The sequence below is a fragment of the Actinotignum sanguinis genome (assembly GCF_003957255.1).
GTDB lineage: Bacteria > Actinomycetota > Actinomycetes > Actinomycetales > Actinomycetaceae > Actinotignum > Actinotignum sanguinis.
Genome location: NZ_QDIE01000009.1, coordinates 34,021 through 53,103 on the forward strand (window position 1 = coordinate 34,021; position 19,083 = coordinate 53,103).

Here is a 19,083-nt window from a genome sequence, read left to right on the forward strand (position 1 = left end):
ACGATCCTTTGCGTGCGGTTCTTGTGCATGCGGTGTTAACGCCTCCACCCTACCGAGAAAAGCGCAGCCGCGAGAATACCTACGCACGCGGCTACCGGCAGAGAAAACCCGCGGGTAGCGCTCCCGAAAAACGCCACCCGCGGGTTTACTAGTCGGTTGCTACCGGGGATTAGATCTTCTCACCTCCGGTCGTTTCCTGCGCCGGCAGCGCTAGGGAAATTGCGAAGGCGATAACCGCGCATACCAAACCAACAATCGCGGCCTGCGAGTACCCGGCGGTAATATCGCCGGCCACCGCATTACGGGCCACGAAGGAAGCCATCACCCCGGTACCCACGCCCGCACCCAAATTGAAGGCTGCGGAGGTTAGGCCCGGGAGCACTCCCGGCCGGGTAGGCGAGGCATAAAGCACACCCATGGCATTAAGCGTGGTATTGGACATCGCGGTATAGGTAGCACCCATAAGGAAGGCCAGGGTGAAGAGCACCCAGCGGTTCTCGAATCCGAAAACCACCACGCCGGTAATGAGCACGATGCTGCCCAGCAGCCCGGCGCGCAGAATCGCGCGGTAGCCCAAGCGCGGAGCGTACTTACCCACGAAGGGCGCCAGCAGCCAGCCTAGTAGCGAGAAGGGTGTGAGGTAGAGCAGTGCGGATTCGGTACCGCCCATACCCAAGCCGTTCTCCACATCCTGAGATACCGCCGGGATAAGGTACATGAGTACCGAGAAAGCAGAAGCCAGGGTAAAGAACGCCGTACCGGTCACACCCCAGGTTTGACGTTTGACCAGTTCGGGCAGCGGGACCAACGGATCCGCAACCCCGCGCTCCACCAGCACGAAAGCTACGGCTAGCACCACCGCCGCGATAATCGCAGCGATAGTCCACGTATTCCCCCAGCCCAGCGAACCAAAGCCGAAAGTAAGTGCCATATTCGCCGACCATAGCGAACCGGTCAGGGTCATCGCCCCACCCCAGTCCATGCGGCTGGCGGCAGGAACTCGGGTTTCCGGCACCCAGGCCACCACACAGATGAGGGCGAGCACTTCCAGAGCCAGAATGGTCCAGAAAATACCCTTGTAGCCGGCGTGGTCCACAATAACTCCGCCCAGCAGAGTGTCGATGCCGGCCACCCCGGAATTAATCGCGGCAACTAAACCAATATAGAAACCGTATTTCTTCGGGTGGAGGATGGCGCGCAAGGTGAGATTGCCCAGCGCGAAAGTAGCCCCGCAGAAACCTTGCAGGAAACGCCCCACCATGAGCATGGCCACGCTACTGGTTACCAGCACCAGCACCGTTCCGACCACCATAAAGCTCACTGAAATAAGGAGAGTTACTCGCCGCCCGATTTTATCGGCCAGCGGCGGGAAGAAAATCGCGAGCGCCGCGGCCACCGCGAGGAAGACCGTGGAACTCCAGCCGATCACGCCCGCATTGGTATTGAGGGCACTGGCCATATCGCCGATGGCCGGTGCCAGCATTGTGGCATTGAGCTGGAAACTCGCGATCACCAGCATGAGGGCAGTGAGCACCAGTTTCGGGTTGATTGCGCGATTCCCGGCAGCGCGCACCGTGGTCCCCTCAATAAATTCGGAGGGGAGCTCCCTCGAAAGTTCAGCCATGGAATTCTCCTTCACATTAGGAACCGATATCCGGCAGAACTAAGCCAGGCCCGCGAAAGGCTGATTCGGGGTGGTCTCCAGCGCGAGCAGCGCATCCAGGCGCGCGAAGAAAGCCTCCTTATCCGCTTCCTCCACTACATAGGCATTGGCGGGCAGCGGGAATTTCTCCCAGGCCATCGCCGAATATCCGCGCGTGAGCTCCGAACTGGTTTCAATATCCACCCGGTAGCGGTTTTCACTCAGGATGAGTTCCGGGTGCAGGAGGGTGGCAAGGGTCATGGAGTCGGGATGCGTGGACCCATCCACGCCCACCGATTCATTGAAGTCCAGGGTGGTATCGCACACCTTCTTAAAGAACTTCGCGAGCGTGGTGTCCTTATCGGCCAGCGCATTGTATTCCGCGCGAGTAATGGTGGCATCACGCAAGGTAATGGGATCCCAGGTCACCACGTGAATATCCTCAAATCCGGCCGTAAACACGATCTGGGCCGCTTCGGGATCCACATAGAAATTAAATTCGGCCGCGGAAATCGTATTTCCACGGCCGTTATTGGATCCACCCATAATGTAGATGCTCTTAACGTTCTTCACGAAATTGCGGTCCTTGACAATCGCGGTCGCAATATTCGTCAGTGGCCCGATCGCCACCACGCTCACCTCACCCGGTTGGGCAGCGGTGATACGAAGAAGAGCGTCAACGGCGTGCTCATCCTCCACGTGCGTCGTCGTAAAATCAATGCTCAGCCCGCCGGTGCCGTCACCGTGCACGTCCTCCGCGGATACCCACTCGCGTAGCATCGGCTGCGAACAACCCACGTGAATGGGAACTTCGCCGAGCTTACCGGCAGCATTAAGTGTCATCTGCGCATTTTTGATCTGCCGCTCAAAACCAACATTTCCGGCCACCATGGTGATGGCCCGCAAATCAGCCCGCTCATCGAGAAGGCCGAAAAGAATCGCCACGCAATCATCCTGCGCGGTATCAGTATCGAGGATAAAAGGTACCTTCGTCATGAGTGCTCCTAGTAACTCTCGTGGCCGTTTTCCCCGGTCACAATGGCAACCGAGTTCGACGATCCCACCAGGGCCGCTCCGGCCCGGATCAAAGATAGTGCATGGTCAAAGGTGGAGATGCCACCTGATCCCTTGATGAGAACGCCCGCGGGTGCCAGGCTCTTCAAGAATTTAATGGATTCGACGCTCGCCTTTTCCACCGAACCGGACGACGCGTTTTTGAGGTACTTCACACCTGCTTCCACGGAAAGCTCCACCGCGGCGCGGCGTTCGTCCTCGGTGAGCAGCGGCAGTTCCAGCATCACTTTGACGGGCACACCCGCGGCGACGACGCCGGCAATATCCTCACGGAACTTGTCATATTCGCCGTCTTTGAGCCACCCGATCTGCACCCCGATATCGATTTGGGTGGCGCCTGCTTTCACCAGTGCTTCGGCTTCCGCCGCTTTTCCGGCCGAGGTCATCACTCCGGTGGTCGGGAAATCAAGTGCCGAGGCCACCTCAATCCCGGTACCTTCCAAGACCTTCGCGGTAATGGGCACCTGGGATCCGGCCACCATCGCCGCGTTGAATCCGTATTCAATAGCCTGCTCCGCGTGCCGGATCGATTCGGCCCGCGTGGTTCCGGTCTTAATGAGGGTGTGTTGAATATACGGGGCTAAATCGCGCGGGTTCGTAATATCTTCCGGCGCAATACGCGTGGTTTTTTCCATTATTTATCCTTCCGTTCGGATTGTTATGAGTTGCGTGAAAGTACGACGGCGCAGCGTTCAGCACCGAAGCGGGTGTGAAGATCATCAATGCTGGGTATACCCGGCAGTACTCCTTCCTTTTCTACGGTAAGTGCGCCAGCACAATTCGCGAAGCGAGCCGCCTCCACCGGTCCGGCCCCGCAGGTGAGCGCCGCCGCGAGCGCCGCATTCGTGGCATCCCCCGCCCCGGTGGTATCCACAACCGCCCGCGGTTTCTCCGCGGGGATTTTCTCCGGCTCGCCGCCGCTTTCGCACACATAGCAGCCCTCCGCCCCGTGGGTGAGCACCACGGTGCAGTCCAGAGCTTGAGCGATGCGTGCGGCCTTTTCTTGGGGTGAGAGGGCCGCGAGCGCGGTGGCGTCGTCGTCGCTCCCTAGCATGTGCAGGAGCGCAAGCGCTTCTGTTTCGTTCGGGGTGATGACGTCAACCTGCCGCAAGACATGCTCGGGCAGGAGCGGCACCGGAGCCGGGTTGAGAATAACGCGCGCCCCGGCCGCGCGCCCGAACGTGATGGCACGAGCCACGCTCGCCGCGGGAATTTCGCAGGAAATGAGGACGGTATCCACGCTTTCGAAAATGGCGGCGTGCGCGCCGATATCCGCCGGGCTGAGCTGGTCCAAAACCCCGTTGGCGAGGATAATGCGATTCTCTCCGGTGGCGTCCGTAATAATCGCACCGACCATAGTGACGCCGTCTTTGGTGATCGCGGCGGAGGCGTCCACCCCTTCGGCCGCCCACATTTCACGCGCGGCATGCGCGTACCAATCCGAACCGACAGCGGTGAGTAAGCTGACCGGGATACCTAAGCGAGCTACCCCAACAGCCTGGTTCGATGCTTTGCCACCGTGTTCCTGGCTGAAGCGGGCCCCGGAAATGGTTTCGCCATCCGCGGGCGGGCGCTCGGTGAAAAATGACAGGCCGACACCGTAGCCGCCGACAACAAGTATTCGCATTGCTCCCCCTCGAACTCGTGCGTTAAGGCGAGGGTAGCAGTGTGAACAAGCATATACAAGTAGGTACAGCTAGTGAACAAGTTTAGGAAGGTAGCGGGGCGCGATGCACGATGGAGTGAATACGCAAGCGATCCGGGCGAATCCAGATCCGCGAGGTTTCGACCGGGCGGTCGGAAGCATCGTAGGTTACCTGCTTCATATCGATGAGCGGGAATCCGTGCGGAACTCCGAGGATCCGCGCGAGATTGCGATCAGCCCCGATGGCGGAAATAGTGCGGCTGCCGTGCGAGAGGGCGATGCCCAGATCGCTTTCCAGGGTGCCGAAGAGGGAATTTTCCGCGTAATCCTGTTTGACGAGGATGGCACGTTCCGCGCAGAGCGGGGGCAGAACCACCCAATTATCGAGGAGGGTGATGGAACCTTCGCCGTCGCCACGCATGCGGCGCAGGTGGAAAATACTGCCTTCAACTCCCAGCGCGGCAGCAATCGGCGGCGGGGCAGGAATGACCTCCTGGGTGAGGACGCGGGTGGTGTAGTCAATTCCGCGCTGCTCAAGCTCTTCAGCGAGGGTGGTGAGGGAGGAGGTGAGCGGCGAACGCACAATATCGTGGGCGATAAAAGTGCCGCGCCCGCGCACCCGCACCAGCAGACCTTCGTCAATGAGCTGATCCACGGCTTTGCGTAGGGTTCCGCGGGCCACATTGAGCTGTTCCGCGAGGGTAATTTCCATGGGAAGCTGATCGCCGCGCCGCCACGCACCGGTACTTACTTGTTCACGCATCCAGGTAGCGAGCTGGCGAAAAATGGGAGTGGGGGCGCTGCGGTCGAGAGTCGGGGACTCATTAGGCATGGTTCCTCACCATCGCTTCCTGGACTTCACTGTTCTTAGCTCGGGCTGCCTTGCCCGGTAGCTCTAGGGTACCGCGCGGCCTGGAAGGGCGCTGGAAAACTCCTGATGAAAGAACGAGGTATTCACGCACTGAATCACGCGCCAAACCGGTATCGCGCGCTTTTTAGGGCCGAGTCGTCAGTTTATAGACCCGACAGTCGTCAGTTTATCGAAAATCGAGTCGTCAGTTTGTGGGAATTCCAGTCGTCAGTTTATAGCGCACGGGCAATCTCAATGAGGGGATCCGTGTATGCAACGCCTTGGAGCGCGGGCTGGTTCACAAAAAGCAACCACAACTACATTAACTTTTCCAAATCGGGTGCTGGCGTTGCTTTCTATGAGCTCCTCACTCAAGGCGTTGCATTCTGCAGAGCCTCCGTGCTGTGGCGTTGCTTTTTGAGACCGTCCGCGTCGAGAAGTTGCATCCTGCAAGCCCGCGCGTTGTTATGTTGCTATGTGTCGGTACCAGTGCCGACAGGTTGCATTTTACGGGAGGAAGCCAAAGGAGACTAAAGGCTGAGCATCAAAAAATCTGGTGGAGCTAAGGGGACTCGAACCCCTAACCCCCTGCTTGCAAAGCAGGTGCGCTACCAATTGCGCCATAGCCCCTAAGATTCCGGTGCAGGATCCGGAACGCGGTGCCAACGAGAATGCTCATCCATCACGTGCACCAGGGCAGCGACAGCACAACATCCAGCAGCAAGTGAGCCGAGGAAGAAAACAATCCGTTTCATAACCCTCCTCGTAACCGTGGGCCTAGATGGACTCGAACCATCGACCTCAGTCTTATCAGGACTGCGCTCTAACCAACTGAGCTATAGGCCCGGTGACCACATGAGTTTACACCGACGAGCCGCTGTTTCCAAATCGTTTCGCTTGCGTTTCGCGTCACACCGGCCCGATGGCGTGCGTAAACACCCTTTTCACGCACGGGAACCCGCACCCCAATTCGCGTTTTCCCGTACCCTCGCGCGTATCTGTTACGACGACGCCGGCGCCGGCGAAGCCGGCGCGCGCTCCCCGCTTGGCTAACTCAGCCGCAGCAGCCGGCGGAGCGGCACCCCTATCCAGGGAGTCACCAGGCGGATGGCGGGGCCGGTCAGCACCGCTGCCGCCAGGGTGCCTTCTCGCACGCCCACGAGCTCCCCGAGTACCGCGAGTGACAATGCGCTGGCCAGAACAACCAGGGCGGCGTCGTTATAGACCTTGATGGCGCCGAAATTAGTCCAGCGATGCACGCCGAAGCGGCGCACTGTTTTCCGGTAGATGGCGATCACCACGCCTTCGCCGGCGTTGACGACCGCCCCGGAGCTCACTTCCACGCAGATTCCCACCGCGAGCACCGCCACCCCGCCCAGGCAGAGCAGCCACTGTTGGGTATAGCTCGAATAGGTGATCGGCCCGAGGATGGCGCCGGCCGCGTCGATTCCCGTGGCCATAAGGAAAGCCATGGGTAGTTGCAGGAATTCCAGCGGCGGGAATTCCCGGCGCAGCAGCACCAGCTGGATCGCAATGAACACCACGTGCATGCACCCGGTGAGGGTGCCCACCGAGATGGGCGTCATGCGCGATACCACGTAGGGGAGCGAGGAAATTGGGGAGGTACCCAGGTCAGAAGCGATAGCCAGCTGGATACCAAAGCCCATAATGAATAGGCCCAGGGCCAACACAAGGTAGCGGATAACCCACAGCCACCACGGGGCATGCGCCCTACTCATCGGTGACTGTCAAGCGCAGTCCTCCCACCAGGGCCGCAAAGAGATTGTAGATAAGAGCCGCGATCGCGGAAAGCGCGGTCAAAAGCACAATATGAATAATCCCCACCAGCACGGCGAAAGCCATCCAGCGGCCAAATTCCATGTATTCTCCCACCCGCAGCAATTCTTCATTGCCGAGGGTGTCAAAAAGATCCGACATTTGGGAGAACACGTGCATGCCGTCCAGCACGAACCAGATAAGCATCATCGCGATCACGATCATGATGCCAATCGCCACGGAGAGCAGGAAACCGATTTTCATGGCGGACATCGGCTCCACCTTGGCAATGGTCATCCGGATTCGGCGGATTCCCACCGTTTGCTTCGCGGGAGCAGCACCTTCCGGGGCGGATACCCGCGGGTAGGCGCTCGCCCGCTGCCCGCTAACCGCCGTGTGCCCCGCCGCGGCGGCTGACCCGCTGGCGCCCCGCACCGCCGCGCCAGCTGCGCCACCCGGCCGCGAAGAAGAATGCGCAGGCGCAGGCGCGGAAGCAACGGCCGGACCGCTATGACCCTCCGCAGCCGCGGGCATGGCGCCGCGCACCCGGGTTGCCTCCAGTCCCGCACGATCACGCCCGCGGCCGGGCTGATGTTCCGGAGTGTGTTGTGTTTCTGTCATCTCAGTTCTCCAAGGTTTCAGCGGCCGGTTGCGTCGATTCCGCAGATTCCGCAGCTTGCGTCGATTGCGCCGGCTCCGATTCGGTAGCCGGTTCCTCCGCTGCCGCCTGCGCACCGGCGGCGGGGACCTCATCTTCTTCGATCTCCACCTCAGCATTACGCGCGACAGCAATAATTCTGTCACCCTTATCGGGGCGCACGAAAGTAACGCCCTGGGTGTTGCGGCCGGTGAGCGACACTTCATCAACCGCGGCACGCATCACCTTGCCCGATTCCATAATAGCGAGCACCTCGTCACCGCTGGACACCATGAGCGCACCCACCAGGTCCCCGCGGGCCTCGGTCAGCTTCGCCACCTTAATACCCATGCCGGCACGCCCCTGCACCCGGTATTCATCCGCGCTGGTCCGCTTGGCGAAGCCCTGTTCCGTCATCACGAACACCTGGGAATCATCATGCACCACGTCCATGGTGAGGAGGGAATCATCCCCGCGGAATTTCATGCCCGTCACCCCGGAGGCCGCCCGGCCCATAGGCCGCAGCGATTCCGCATTCGCGGTGAAACGCAAAGACATCCCGTGGCGGGAAACGAGCAAGAGGTCATCGGCCTCATCCACGAAGGAAGCGGCCACCACCTCATCGCTGCTGCCATCCGCCAGCTCGCGCAGCTTAATCGCGATCAGACCACCCGAGCGCGGGGAATCGTAATCCGCGAGCGGGGTCTTCTTCACCAGCCCGGACTTCGTGGCGAGCACCAGGTACTTCGCATCGTCGTAACTGCGAATCGAACGGACCGCCGCGATGGTTTCGCCGGGCTGGAAAGCCAGCAGATTCGCCACGTGCTGGCCCTTCGCATCACGCCCACCTTCGGGCAATTCGTATCCCTTGAGGCGGTAGACCCGCCCGAGGTTCGTGAAGAACAAATGCCAATCGTGAGTGGAAGCAATCCCGAAATGATCAACCACATCGTCTACGCGCAGCGAAGCACCGCGAATACCCTTACCGCCGCGATGCTGGGCGCGGTATTCACTTACCTTGGTGCGCTTGACGTACCCGGAATGGGTGACCGTGACCACCACGTCCTCTTCGGGGATGAGGTCCTCCACGCTCATCTCTCCGTCGTAGGGGAGGATGGTGGTGCGCCGGTCATCACCGTACTTATCGGTAATAGCCTGCAGTTCTTCGGAAATAATGGAGCGCTGGCGATCCTCGGAAGCCAAAATACCGCGGTAGTCCTCCACGAGGGCCCGCTTTTCTTCGTATTCGTCCAGGATCTTCTGGCGTTCTAGGGCGGCCAGGCGGCGCAGCTGCATTTCCAGAATCGCATTGGCCTGGTCCTCATCAATATCGAGGAGCTCCATAAGGCCGGTGCGGGCCACATCCACGGTGGCCGAAGCGCGGATAAGCGCAATAACTTCATCCAGGGCATCGAGAGCCTTGAGGTAGCCCTCGAGGATATGCATGCGCTTGAGAGCTTCGTTGAGGCGGTACTCGGTGCGCCTGCGGATCACATCCATCTGGTGCGTGACCCAGTGCCGCACGAAACCATCGAGGGAAAGCGTGCGCGGCACCCCGTCTACCAGCGCCAACATATTTGCCGGGAAATTATTTTGCAGCTGGGTGTGCTTGTAGAGATTGTTGAGAACAACCTTCGGTACCGCGTCGCGTTTAAGAACGACGACGATACGCTGGCCGGCCCGCCCGGACGTTTCATCGCGAATATCGGCAATGCCCGGGAGGCGGCCATCCTTGATGCCCTCCACCATTTTGTCGAGTAGCCGGTCCGGATTGACCTGGTAGGGCAGGTCGGTGATAACCAGGCAGGTGCGCCCACCGATCTCATCCACTTCCACCACGGCGCGCTGGGTGATGGACCCGCGCCCGGTCCGGTAGGCATCTTCAATGCCGCGGGTACCCAGAATGGTTGCCCCGGTGGGGAAGTCCGGACCCTTAATGCGGCGCATGAGCTCACCGAGGAGTTCTTCCCGGGAAGTATCCGGGTGGGCGAGGTACCACTGCACACCGTCATTGACTTCGCGGAGGTTATGCGGCGGAATGCGGGTGGCCATACCCACCGCGATACCTTCGGAGCCGTTCACCAGGAGATTGGGGAAACGGGAGGTGAGGATGGACGGTTCCATGAGTGAGCCATCGTAATTCGGCTCGAAATCAACCGTATTTTCCTTGATATCCCGCACCATTTCCAGGGCGAGGGGCGCCATGCGCGCCTCGGTGTAACGCGGGGCGGCCGCCCCGAGATCACCGGAGGTACCGAAGTTACCCTGCCCGGACACCAGCGGATAGCGCATGGACCAGGGTTGGGCCAGGCGCACCATGGTGTCATAAATCGCGGCATCACCGTGCGGGTGGTAGTGCCCCATAACATCGCCCACGATTTTCGCGGACTTGGAGAAAGAGGAATCTGGCCGGTATCCGCCGTCGTACATCGCGTAAATAACGCGCCGATGCACAGGCTTGAGGCCATCGCGCACGTCCGGCAGCGCGCGGCCCACAATAACGGACATGGCGTAATCGAGGTAGGAGCTCTCCATTTCACGCTGGAGATCCACCTCCATAATCGCGCCGTGATTATACGTGGACGTCGTTTCGCTTTCGCTCATAATAATGACAAATCCTAGATATCGAGGAAGCGCACGTCGTGCGCATTACGTTGAATGAAGCCGCGGCGGGAATCCACATCTTCGCCCATGAGAACGCTGAAGGTTTCGTCGGTTGCGGCGGCCTCCCCGATGGAGACCTGCTTGAGGGTGCGGAATTCCGGATTCATGGTGGTATCCCACAGTTCTTCCGCGTTCATTTCACCCAGACCCTTGTAGCGCTGGATGCGCTGGGATTCTTCGCGCGGTAGCCGCCAGCCCTTCCCTTTACCTTCGTCGAGCACCTCATCGCGTTCCCGATCCGAGAACACGTAGGAATGCGGGGCATTCGTCCATTTGATGCGGTAGAGCGGGGGCATAGCTAGGAAAACATGCCCGGCTTCGATAAGCGGGCGCATGTAGCGGTACACCAGGGTGAGCAGAAGGGTCGCAATATGCGAGCCGTCCACATCCGCATCGGCCATGAAAATGATCTTGTGATAGCGCAGTTTATCGATATCAAATTCATCGCCAATGCCGGTACCGAAAGCGGTGATAAGCGATTGGATGGTATCTGAGGAAAGTGCCCGATCCAGGCGGGCTTTTTCCACGTTGAGGATCTTGCCGCGGATCGGCATGATGGCCTGGTGTTCCGGATCGCGCCCGTTGACGGCGCTACCGCCCGCGGAATCACCCTCCACAATAAAGATTTCACATTCTTCGGGTTTATTCGAGGTGCAATCCTTCAACTTGCCCGGCATGGAGGCCGATTCCAGCACGGATTTACGCCGGGTTGCTTCGCGGGCTTTGCGGGCCGCGGCACGGGCGGCAAAAGCCTGGGTGCCCTTGCGAATAATCTCTTTGGCATCGCCCGGGTGGGAATCGAGCCAGTCGCTGAGCTGGGTGTACATCTGCTGCTGCACGAACGTGCGCGCTTCGGTATTCCCGAGCTTGGTTTTGGTCTGGCCTTCAAACTGAGGATTACCTAGTTTCACAGAGATAACCGCGGTGAGACCTTCACGCACATCATCACCGGAAAGATTCGGGTCCTTATCCTTGAGAAGCCCGTGTTCACGCGCGTACTTGTTAATCACCGAGGTGAGCGCGGAGCGGAAGCCTTCTTCGTGCATCCCACCTTCGGTGGTGTTAATCGTATTGGCGAAGGTATTGACCGATTCGGAATAGGCCGAGGTCCACTGCATGGCCACTTCCACTTCGATCTGTTTCTCATCATCTTCAGCTTCGAAGTAGATAATGTCGTTATTGATGATCTCCGACTTTTTCATCGAGTTGAGGAACTTGACGTAGTCAAGCAAGCCGCCGGAATAGCAATACGATACTTCGCGCTTCGCCGGGACTTCCGCCGCGGTTTCGCTTTCCGCCCCGGTGACTTCATCGCCTTCCGAAGTAGCCGAGGTACGTTCATCAATGAGGTTGATACGCAGGTTCTTATTGAGGAAGGCCATCTGGTGGAAACGCTTGCGCAGTGTTTCGAAATCATAATCCGTGGTCTCGAAAATATCCGGATTGGCCCAGAACGTTTGGGTGGTTCCCGTTTCAGTGGTTTCTTCCCCGCGTTCAAGTTCCTGGGTGGGGACCCCGTTTTCATAGGCGATCCGCCATACATAACCATCACGCTTGACGATGGTTTCCATCCGGGTGGATAGGGCGTTCACCACGGATACACCCACACCGTGCAGGCCACCGGATACCGCGTAGCCGCCCTGGCCGAATTTACCGCCGGCGTGCAGCACGGTCATAACCACTTCCACCGCGGGGCGCCCCTCGGTGGGGTGCATATCCACGGGGATGCCGCGCCCATTATCTTCCACGCGCACCCCGCCATCCTCACGCAGGGTTACCGTGATGGTATCCGCGTAGCCGGCCAGCGCTTCGTCAACCGAATTGTCCACAACTTCGTAGACCAGATGGTGCAAACCGCGTTCCCCGGTGGAGCCGATATACATACCGGGGCGCTTACGTACCGCCTCGAGGCCTTCGAGGACGGTAATATTCGATGCATCATAGGACTGATCGGGGGATACTTCACCGACGTGATGCGCAGGGCTCTGCTGAACCGGGCGCTGTTCCGGCTCGGGATGACTCATTGTTTCCGACACGCGCGGAACACTCCTTCAGGCTAACTCTCAAAAATGGGCCTCTCCCGCGTTGACCGCCGTTCTAGTAGGTACCTACGCTGGAGAGTCCCTCGTCTATTCTAGCCTATAAGCAGCTAAGAAACTGAGACGGAGGACCGCTGTGCTGGAGATGTCCGAGCAAGAATTCGAGGAGGCGGTGGCCGATGCTATCGATCTGCTGCCCGAGGCTTTTCTCGCGTCCCTTCCCAATGTGGTGTTTTTAGTGGAAAAAGAGCCTGAGCCCGATATGCTCCGCCCGGAAGATTACGATGAGAACGGCCAGCCCGCGGTGCTTGGTTTTTACGACGGCGTAGCGCTAACCGACCGCGGTGACGACGCCGGCTTGCTGCCCGACCGCATCTTTATTTTCAGCGGCCCGCTGATGCGCTGGTGCGAAACACGCGAAGAATTAGTGGAGGAAATCGGGGTCACCATTATCCACGAGGTCGGGCATTTTTACGGTTTGGACGACGACGCCCTGCACTCCCTGGGCTGGGAATAGCCAGCGCAGCTACCCGTAGGTATCGCGGGGTCCGCGGCCGGGAACTGAGAGAAGCCCGTGCTTCCAGCTGGGCCGATTCGGGCCCAAAATAACAATATCCTTGACAATCCCCTCCCCTATTTCGGCGGCAATCCGCCCGGACAGGGTGGCAAGGAGCGCGCGCATCTGGGTTTTCCACGAGGTGGAGGAGGCGCGCAGGGTGAGCACGCCGTCGTCGGAAAAATCTTCAATACGGCAGTGCCGCGCCACATTCGGTCCCACAATGTCGTCCCAACGCGCCGAAACAGAGGCAATATCGAGGTGGCTTTGCCAGCCGCGGTCGCGGATGGTGCGGGCCAGGAGTTCACCAACCGGATGTGGATCGCGCCAGGAGGGCCGGGCCCCGGATCCCACATCACCCCAGCCCGGGCCGGGAGTGGCCACCGGATCACCGATGCGGTCAGCCGCGCCGGCTTCGCCGGGTGCGCCCGTGCCGTTCGCCGCGAGGTAACGGGGAGCCGCGGCGGGCCGGCGGGTGCGCACATCCCCGCGCCGGAAAGCTGCTTCCCGAGCGGCGTCCAGAGCATGAAGTGCGAAGATGTCGCCAGCCTCACGCGCCATCGCGGACCTCCTCGGTAATGCTGCCCGCCGCGATATGGAGGCGGTCCCCGCGCAGGGTTTCAGGCAGGTCATCGCCCACCGCCGCGGTCACAATCACCTGGTCGGCCTGGGCCACCAGCTCAGCCAGGCGCTCCCGGCGCCGGGCATCGAGTTCGGCAAAAACATCGTCGAGGAGGAGGATGGGTTCGCCATCTTCGCTCAGTAATTTCCAGCAGGCCAGCCGGAGCGCCAGTGCGTAACTCCAGCTTTCCCCGTGGCTGGCATAGCCTTTGGCCGGCAGGGTCCCTAAAGACAAACGCAGGTCATCGCGGTGCGGGCCCACCAGATTCACGCCGCGCTCAATTTCTTGATCCCGGCGGTCATCGAGTTGGGAACGCAGCAAGGCCCGAGCGGTTTCTACATCACGCAGTGCATCTTCCTGGGCGGTGACGGCGTGGTAGCTGGCGTCGTCGTCGTTTAACAGCGCCGCAGCATCGGGGAGGGTGAAGGTACCGCGCCACGCATTCGCCGCGTAATCAAGGCGGGCGTGCCCGCGGTTACCGGACACAATATTGTACATTTCCGTGACGTACGGGCGGAGCCGCGCCACCAGTTCGGCGCGGGCGGCTACGATCTGGGCGGCCAGCCCGGCCAGCTGCTCATCCCACACATCAATAGCGGCGTGATCCACGCTTTTTCCGCGCCTGCGGGCGGCCCCGGCAGTTTTCAAGAGGGCGGCACGCTGGCGGATCACCCGTTCGTACTCACTTTTCACCGCAGCGAGACGCGGGCGAAGCTGCACCATAAGGTCATCCAGGAAAGCACGCCGCACCGCCGGTTCCCCGCGCACCAGGGAAAGATCTTCGGGTGCGAAAAGCACCGCGCGGATAGTCCCAAGAATCTCTATCGGGCGCACATTACCGCGATTGAGGCGGGCTCGATTAGCGCGCCCGGCGTAGATTTCTACGTCCACGGTGGTCGGTGATTCCCCGCGCACCACCCGTGCCTGCACCACGCCGGCGGTCGCGCCCTGGCGGATCAGTGCATTATCGGAGGAAACTCGATGGGAGGTGAGGGTGGCGAGGTAGGCAATAGCCTCCACCAAATTGGTTTTCCCCTGACCGTTCTCGCCCACGAGGATGGTCACCCCGGGGCGAAAACGAGCCACTTCACGCCGGTAGTTACGAAAATCCGCCAGCGCTAAGTCAGAGATGTACACTCACACCCGCGCCTTAGGAGTAGGTGCGAATCGGCATGAGGAGGAGGCGGAACTCATCCGTATCGGAGCCGTTTTCTTCGGGTTGGCCGGTAATAACGGCCGGTTTCGTGGGGCTGGTGAAGGAGAGGCGCACGAAAGGCGTATCTACCGCGGTCAGGCCATCTTGCAGGTAGGCCGGGTTGAAAGCCATCGCAATATCTTCCCCGGTGAGGGTGGCCGGCAGGGCTTCGCTGGTTTGCGCCGAATCATTTTGACCGGCATCCAGTACCACGCTACCTTCGGTAAAGCTCAGGCGCACCGCACTATTCTTTTCGACGACGAGCCGCGCGCGCTTAATGGCATCGAGCAGCATCAGGCGGTCAATCACCGCGTACCCGTTGACGGTATCCGGGAAGAGCGCCCGGACCTGCGGATAATCCCCGTCAATGAGGCGAGCCACGTTCTGGCGGTCCGCGGCGCGGAAACCAATGAGGCCGGTGCGGCCGGTGGTATCGAGGGTCATGCACACATTACCGACGGAACCGAGAGACTTGGCAATATCGGAAAGCCGGCTGGCCCGCACCAGAATTCGCGCGGAAATCTGCGGATCTTCCGGTTCCCACGTGAGGTTGGCGATGGCCAGGCGATAGCGGTCAGTTGCCATGAGGGCAATATTTTCGCCGTTGATTTCGATGCAGACCGAGACGAGGAGCGGGAGGGTGTCATCGGTGGAGGCGGCGGTAACGGCCTGGGCAACCGCATGCTGCCAGGCTGCGCCGTCTACCACGCCCGATACTCCATCGAGGGGCGGGGCAGCCGGGTAATCTTCCAGCGGCATCGAGGTCATGACCATGCGCGAGGAGCCGCATTGGAGATCAAGTTTGGTGCCTTCGACCGTGAGATCAATGGGCTTATTGGGAAGTGCACGAGCATATTCGGCCAGCAGGCGCCCGTGCACCAAAATGGTTCCGGCTTCTTCTACATCACCGGTAATTTCAGCGTAGGAGGAAATATCAGGATCATACGAGGAGAGTGCAACGACGCCGGTGTCTTTAGCTTCGATTTTGATCCCGGAAAGGATGGGCAGCGAAGGGCGGGTGGGGATAGTGCGTGCCGTCCACGAGACGGCGTCCGCGAAGACATCGTGTTCAATCCGCAATTTCACAGCGAACCTTCCTCCCAATGACAAGAACTTCTAGAGCTACTTTACGCGAGGGAAGGCCCGGAAGGAAAAGAATTTAGCGGCTTTGTAATTACAACGGTGTAGTTTATCGCGGCGGGTGCACAGGCCCTCGGCGACCGGTTGTTGTTCATGCGAGTGTTAATAGGTAGTGGTAGTAGTAGGGGCTGTGGACACTGTGGAAATGTGTTCGAAACGGCGTGCGCATGCGATTTCTGCTTGTGGATGAGCCTGTGGACGGCGTTGTGGATAAGAAGTACTTTCGGGGGATGAGACACTTGAGCCCTAATGCTATCCACCGCTAGATCCCGCCAATCCGCTTAATTTGAGCTCGTATCCACAGCTTATCCGCAAGCCCTGTGGATAGCCTTGATCCTGGTGTGTGAGCGAGGAAATAGGGATATATATCAGGCTGACTTGCGAGACGAGGTGGCTATGGAGGCAGGTGGCCGCGGCGTCGTACTCAATATGTCGCACGCGTGCACCGGCCCCGGTGCCAAGGCAAACAGATTCTCCCCCGGCGTGCGCCGCGGTTAGCGTTACAGATGTATAGAGTTACCCGGCCTGGTTTGTAGAGTTACCGGGCTTGAGCTATCCGACCTAAGTTACCCGGCCTGGCTGGCCGCCTGCTTAATACGCACGGAGAGCTCGGAGACCTGGTTATAGGTGGTCTGCCGCTCGGCCATCTGCTTATCGATTTTCCGATAGGCGTGCATGACGGTGGTGTGGTCGCGTCCGCCGAAAAGTGAACCGATTTTCGGGAGGGACAGATCCGTCATTTCCCGGCACAGATACATGGCGATTTGCCGCGCAGTAACAGGAATTCGGGAGCGATCCGCGCTGGTGAGATCGTCGATAGTGATGGAGAAGTAATTCGCCGTTTGCGCCATGATGAGGCTCGGTTTGATATCCACCGAATCCGGATTGGTAATGAGATCCTTGAGGACCATCTCGGATAGCGTGAGTGAAACCGGTTGCTTGGATAGATCCGCGAAAGCGGTGACTCGCCGCAGCGCACCTTCCATTTCGCGCACATTCGTGGTCATATGCGTGGCGATATATTCATGCACCTCGCGCGGGACGCTAATGCCGTCCACATGCGCTTTCTTTTCCAGAATGGCGATACGGGTTTCCAGATTTGGGCGGTCAATACTTGCCACCACCCCGGAGTTAAAACGCGAAAGCATCCGCTCTTCGAAGCCGTTGAGCAGATTCGGGGCCACATCGGAGGTAATAACAATCTGCTTATTGGAATTCGTGAGGGCGTTGAAGGTGTGGAAGAACTCCTCCACGGTGGTATCACGCCCGCCAATGAATTGGATATCGTCGATAAGAAGAATGTCGACCTTGCGGAAAGAATCCTTGAATTCGCTTTGCCGCCCGTCACGCACCGCGTTAATAAAAGCATTGGTGAACTCTTCGGCGCTGATATAGCGCACGTGAATATTCGGGTAGAGCGAGAGTGCGTAATTCCCGATCGCGTGCATGAGATGGGTTTTTCCCATCCCGGAATCCGAATAGAGGAACAGCGGGTTATAGGTGGTTCCCGGCGCTTCGGAGACCGCTAGCGACGTGGCGGTAGGAAAACGGTTCGAATCGCCGATAACAAAATTATCGAACGTGTATTTCGGGTTGAGACCGGCGGCGGTGGAGATCGCCGCAAAAGAAGGATCGGCGGAATTCCCATAGATCTTTTCTTCCCCGGAGGCCATCGCCAAAGTTGCGAGCGAGGTCGGTTCAGGCTTTTCGACCGGTGCGGTTACGTGCGGGGTAGTACGGGCCGACGGCGCAGCTGCGGCCACCGGCTCGGCGGGCACATCGGGATAAGTTCCCGGTTCTTCCAGGGTGAAATCCCGATAGGTAGCGGACTTATTCCATTCCGAATCCGGGGAAAGAGCGGTGGGAGTTTCCACGCGGCGCGGCGCCGGGGCGGTCTCCACCGGGCGGGATTCCCGGCGTTCCGCAGCCGGGAGCGGGGATTCATTGACGCTCGGATCAATGGAAATAACCAAGCGGATGCTGTGGCCAAGGATATTGGAAAGCGCCCCGGTCATCAGATCAGCAACGTGTTCTTCGATCCAATTCTTCACGAATTCGGATCCCACCACGATCATGAAAATGTCCTCGGCGGTGGCGAGTGGATGGGCCATGCGCACAAAAGCGGATTGTGAATCGGAGAGGTCGCCCTGCATACGCAGCAATTCCAAGGCGGCAAGCCAAGCATCGCGCGCGGGGTTCATCTCCGCCATGACATCCTCCTGAGGACTCTTCTAAGAAAAAAGGGGGCGAGCCTCGCAGCCAGGTGATCCGAGCGCCGTTGATGATCACGACTGTAAGTTTCACGGTATCTGGTGAGGCCATGCCCTATCTCTGTCTGCCTATCGTAGGTGAATGACGCGCAACACGCTAACAAGTTATCCACAGGCTTCTCCACACCTGTGGAAATTACACCTCTGTTATTCACAGGTCACTTGCGCGCTGTGGAGCCTTAAAAACCTATCCTCAATCTTTTCCACAGATGTGTATAGTCCGAAAAAATTGCTTCGGTACGTGTTTTCTCACAGTGATCATCCTTGAGATAACGGTCACCGCACGCTAAAAACCTTTGACTCATCGCCTGGATCTCGCGTAAAGTCATCTAGTCCATGCGTGGTTCAGCCGCGCGTATTTGTTAGGAAGGGCCGCCACCGGTTGTGGATAAGCCCGTCAATATCTAGTGGAGGGGATCACCGTGGTTAAGCGGACTTTCCAGCCGAATAATCGCCGTCGCGCTAAGGTACACGGTTTCCGCAAGCGCATGTCGACCCGCGCGGGTCGCGCTGTTCTGGCAGCTCGCCGTCGCAAGGGTCGCGCTAAGATTTCGGCTCAGTAAATGCTTCCAGCCGTTCACCGCATGCGGAGTTCGGCGGATTTCGACTCGGCCTTTTCCGGAACGCGCGGCTCTACGCGGCGCGTCCAAGTCATCCTCGGCTCCCAGTCGGAATCGACCCTAACCGGCCCTCACCCTGTGCGGGTCGGTTTTGTCGTATCCAAAACCGTGGGTAATTCCGTGGTGCGGCATCGGGTATATCGGCAACTGCGCCATCTTATGCGTGCGCGCCTCAGTTTTTTTGACGACGGCGATCTCGTCGTCGTTCGCGCTTTTCCCGCCGCGGCGGGAAGCAGCAGCGCGCAACTCGGTGAGGATGTGGATCGCGCGCTCGCCAAGGCACGCGCGCACCGTTCTCGGGCGGTGAGCACAGCGTGAGCGCGGCGGGGGCAAGCGGGAAACCGCACGAGCAA

Annotated in this window: 17 protein-coding genes and 2 tRNA genes; 3 read left to right on the plus strand and 16 right to left on the minus strand. The window is 59.5% G+C overall.

The window, feature by feature from the left end:
* Positions 1-169: 169 nt before the first annotated feature.
* The 12 genes from DDD64_RS03690 to gyrB form a co-directional block, all read right to left on the minus strand.
* Positions 170-1,624, minus strand: coding sequence for an MFS transporter (locus DDD64_RS03690; protein ID WP_126135079.1), 1,455 nt, complete (start codon positions 1,622-1,624; stop codon positions 170-172).
* 39 nt (positions 1,625-1,663) lie between these two features.
* The gene (locus DDD64_RS03695) at positions 1,664-2,638 is read right to left on the minus strand and encodes a nucleoside hydrolase (protein WP_126135080.1); all 975 of its coding nucleotides are present in this window, start codon (positions 2,636-2,638) and stop codon (positions 1,664-1,666) included.
* An 8-nt stretch (positions 2,639-2,646) separates the two neighbouring features.
* Positions 2,647-3,351 carry a deoxyribose-phosphate aldolase gene (gene deoC / locus DDD64_RS03700; RefSeq protein ID WP_126135081.1) on the minus strand — a complete coding sequence of 235 codons (705 nt, stop codon included), beginning with the start codon at positions 3,349-3,351 and terminating at the stop codon, positions 2,647-2,649.
* Between the two features lie 23 nt (positions 3,352-3,374).
* Positions 3,375-4,343: a ribokinase gene (locus DDD64_RS03705; protein WP_126135082.1), complete on the minus strand. Its 969-nt coding sequence runs from the start codon at positions 4,341-4,343 to the stop codon at positions 3,375-3,377.
* Between the two features lie 82 nt (positions 4,344-4,425).
* Positions 4,426-5,193: a GntR family transcriptional regulator gene (locus tag DDD64_RS03710; protein ID WP_126135083.1), complete on the minus strand. Its 768-nt coding sequence runs from the start codon at positions 5,191-5,193 to the stop codon at positions 4,426-4,428.
* A 572-nt stretch (positions 5,194-5,765) separates the two neighbouring features.
* A tRNA-Ala gene (locus DDD64_RS03715) sits at positions 5,766-5,841 on the minus strand.
* Positions 5,841-5,966, minus strand: coding sequence for a hypothetical protein (locus DDD64_RS09095; protein WP_276330025.1), 126 nt, complete (start codon positions 5,964-5,966; stop codon positions 5,841-5,843). Before DDD64_RS09095 ends, DDD64_RS03715 begins: the two co-directional genes overlap by 1 nt.
* Before the next feature lie 17 nt (positions 5,967-5,983).
* Positions 5,984-6,057: transfer RNA gene (locus DDD64_RS03720), tRNA-Ile, on the minus strand.
* Positions 6,058-6,260: 203 nt separating this feature from the next.
* On the minus strand, positions 6,261-6,950 hold the full coding sequence (locus tag DDD64_RS03725; protein ID WP_126135084.1) for a YczE/YyaS/YitT family protein: 690 nt from the start codon (positions 6,948-6,950) through the stop codon (positions 6,261-6,263).
* A complete protein-coding gene (locus DDD64_RS09020; protein WP_241227357.1) occupies positions 6,943-7,608 on the minus strand; it encodes a DUF3566 domain-containing protein in 666 nt (221 codons plus the stop codon). The genes DDD64_RS03725 and DDD64_RS09020 overlap by 8 nt, the downstream gene beginning before the upstream one ends.
* Position 7,609: 1 nt before the next feature.
* Entirely contained in the window at positions 7,610-10,228 is a 2,619-nt protein-coding gene (gyrA, locus tag DDD64_RS03735) for a DNA gyrase subunit A (RefSeq protein ID WP_126135085.1), read from the minus strand.
* A gap of 14 nt (positions 10,229-10,242) precedes the next feature.
* A complete protein-coding gene (gene gyrB, locus DDD64_RS03740) occupies positions 10,243-12,324 on the minus strand; it encodes a DNA topoisomerase (ATP-hydrolyzing) subunit B (RefSeq protein WP_126135086.1) in 2,082 nt (693 codons plus the stop codon).
* 148 nt (positions 12,325-12,472) lie between these two features.
* Here gyrB and DDD64_RS03745 point away from each other — a divergent pair, with 148 nt between their 5' ends.
* Positions 12,473-12,844: a metallopeptidase family protein gene (locus tag DDD64_RS03745; RefSeq protein ID WP_164545905.1), complete on the plus strand. Its 372-nt coding sequence runs from the start codon at positions 12,473-12,475 to the stop codon at positions 12,842-12,844.
* Positions 12,845-12,853: 9 nt separating this feature from the next.
* Here DDD64_RS03745 and DDD64_RS03750 read toward each other — a convergent pair whose 3' ends face one another.
* The 4 genes from DDD64_RS03750 to dnaA all read right to left on the minus strand — a co-directional run bounded on the left by DDD64_RS03750 (position 12,854) and on the right by dnaA (position 18,050).
* Positions 12,854-13,444, minus strand: a complete 591-nt coding sequence (locus DDD64_RS03750; RefSeq protein WP_126135088.1) for a DciA family protein — start codon at positions 13,442-13,444, stop codon at positions 12,854-12,856.
* Positions 13,434-14,642 (minus strand): DNA replication/repair protein RecF, encoded by a 1,209-nt coding sequence (gene recF / locus DDD64_RS03755; protein WP_126135089.1) that lies wholly within the window; start codon positions 14,640-14,642, stop codon positions 13,434-13,436. The genes DDD64_RS03750 and recF overlap by 11 nt, the downstream gene beginning before the upstream one ends.
* A gap of 13 nt (positions 14,643-14,655) precedes the next feature.
* Positions 14,656-15,786 carry a DNA polymerase III subunit beta gene (gene dnaN, locus DDD64_RS03760; protein WP_126135090.1) on the minus strand — a complete coding sequence of 377 codons (1,131 nt, stop codon included), beginning with the start codon at positions 15,784-15,786 and terminating at the stop codon, positions 14,656-14,658.
* A 620-nt stretch (positions 15,787-16,406) separates the two neighbouring features.
* A complete protein-coding gene (gene dnaA, locus DDD64_RS03765) occupies positions 16,407-18,050 on the minus strand; it encodes a chromosomal replication initiator protein DnaA (RefSeq protein WP_126135091.1) in 1,644 nt (547 codons plus the stop codon).
* Positions 18,051-18,532: 482 nt separating this feature from the next.
* On the opposite strand from dnaA, the gene rpmH reads away from it, so the two are divergent.
* Together rpmH and rnpA are read left to right on the plus strand one after the other, a co-directional pair.
* Positions 18,533-18,673, plus strand: coding sequence for a 50S ribosomal protein L34 (rpmH, locus tag DDD64_RS03770; RefSeq protein ID WP_039898524.1), 141 nt, complete (start codon positions 18,533-18,535; stop codon positions 18,671-18,673).
* Positions 18,674-19,048 carry a ribonuclease P protein component gene (rnpA, locus tag DDD64_RS03775; protein WP_126135092.1) on the plus strand — a complete coding sequence of 125 codons (375 nt, stop codon included), beginning with the start codon at positions 18,674-18,676 and terminating at the stop codon, positions 19,046-19,048.
* Positions 19,049-19,083: the final 35 nt, after the last annotated feature.

Bases quoted from the DNA above. Each gene is read 5' to 3' on its own strand.
- DDD64_RS09095 (WP_276330025.1), bottom strand. From the start codon at position 5,966: ATGAAACGGATTGTTTTCTTCCTCGGCTCACTTGCTGCTGGATGTTGT.
- DDD64_RS03695 (WP_126135080.1), bottom strand. From the start codon at position 2,638: ATGACGAAGGTACCTTTTATCCTCGATACTGATACCGCGCAGGATGAT.
- DDD64_RS03705 (WP_126135082.1), bottom strand. From the start codon at position 4,343: ATGCGAATACTTGTTGTCGGCGGCTACGGTGTCGGCCTGTCATTTTTC.
- rnpA (WP_126135092.1), top strand. From the start codon at position 18,674: ATGCTTCCAGCCGTTCACCGCATGCGGAGTTCGGCGGATTTCGACTCG.
- gyrA (WP_126135085.1), bottom strand. From the start codon at position 10,228: ATGAGCGAAAGCGAAACGACGTCCACGTATAATCACGGCGCGATTATG.
- DDD64_RS03750 (WP_126135088.1), bottom strand. From the start codon at position 13,444: ATGGCGCGTGAGGCTGGCGACATCTTCGCACTTCATGCTCTGGACGCC.
- DDD64_RS03745 (WP_164545905.1), top strand. From the start codon at position 12,473: ATGTCCGAGCAAGAATTCGAGGAGGCGGTGGCCGATGCTATCGATCTG.
- DDD64_RS03690 (WP_126135079.1), bottom strand. From the start codon at position 1,624: ATGGCTGAACTTTCGAGGGAGCTCCCCTCCGAATTTATTGAGGGGACC.
- DDD64_RS03725 (WP_126135084.1), bottom strand. From the start codon at position 6,950: ATGAGTAGGGCGCATGCCCCGTGGTGGCTGTGGGTTATCCGCTACCTT.
- DDD64_RS09020 (WP_241227357.1), bottom strand. From the start codon at position 7,608: ATGACAGAAACACAACACACTCCGGAACATCAGCCCGGCCGCGGGCGT.
- dnaA (WP_126135091.1), bottom strand. From the start codon at position 18,050: ATGGCGGAGATGAACCCCGCGCGCGATGCTTGGCTTGCCGCCTTGGAA.
- deoC (WP_126135081.1), bottom strand. From the start codon at position 3,351: ATGGAAAAAACCACGCGTATTGCGCCGGAAGATATTACGAACCCGCGC.
- DDD64_RS03710 (WP_126135083.1), bottom strand. From the start codon at position 5,193: ATGCCTAATGAGTCCCCGACTCTCGACCGCAGCGCCCCCACTCCCATT.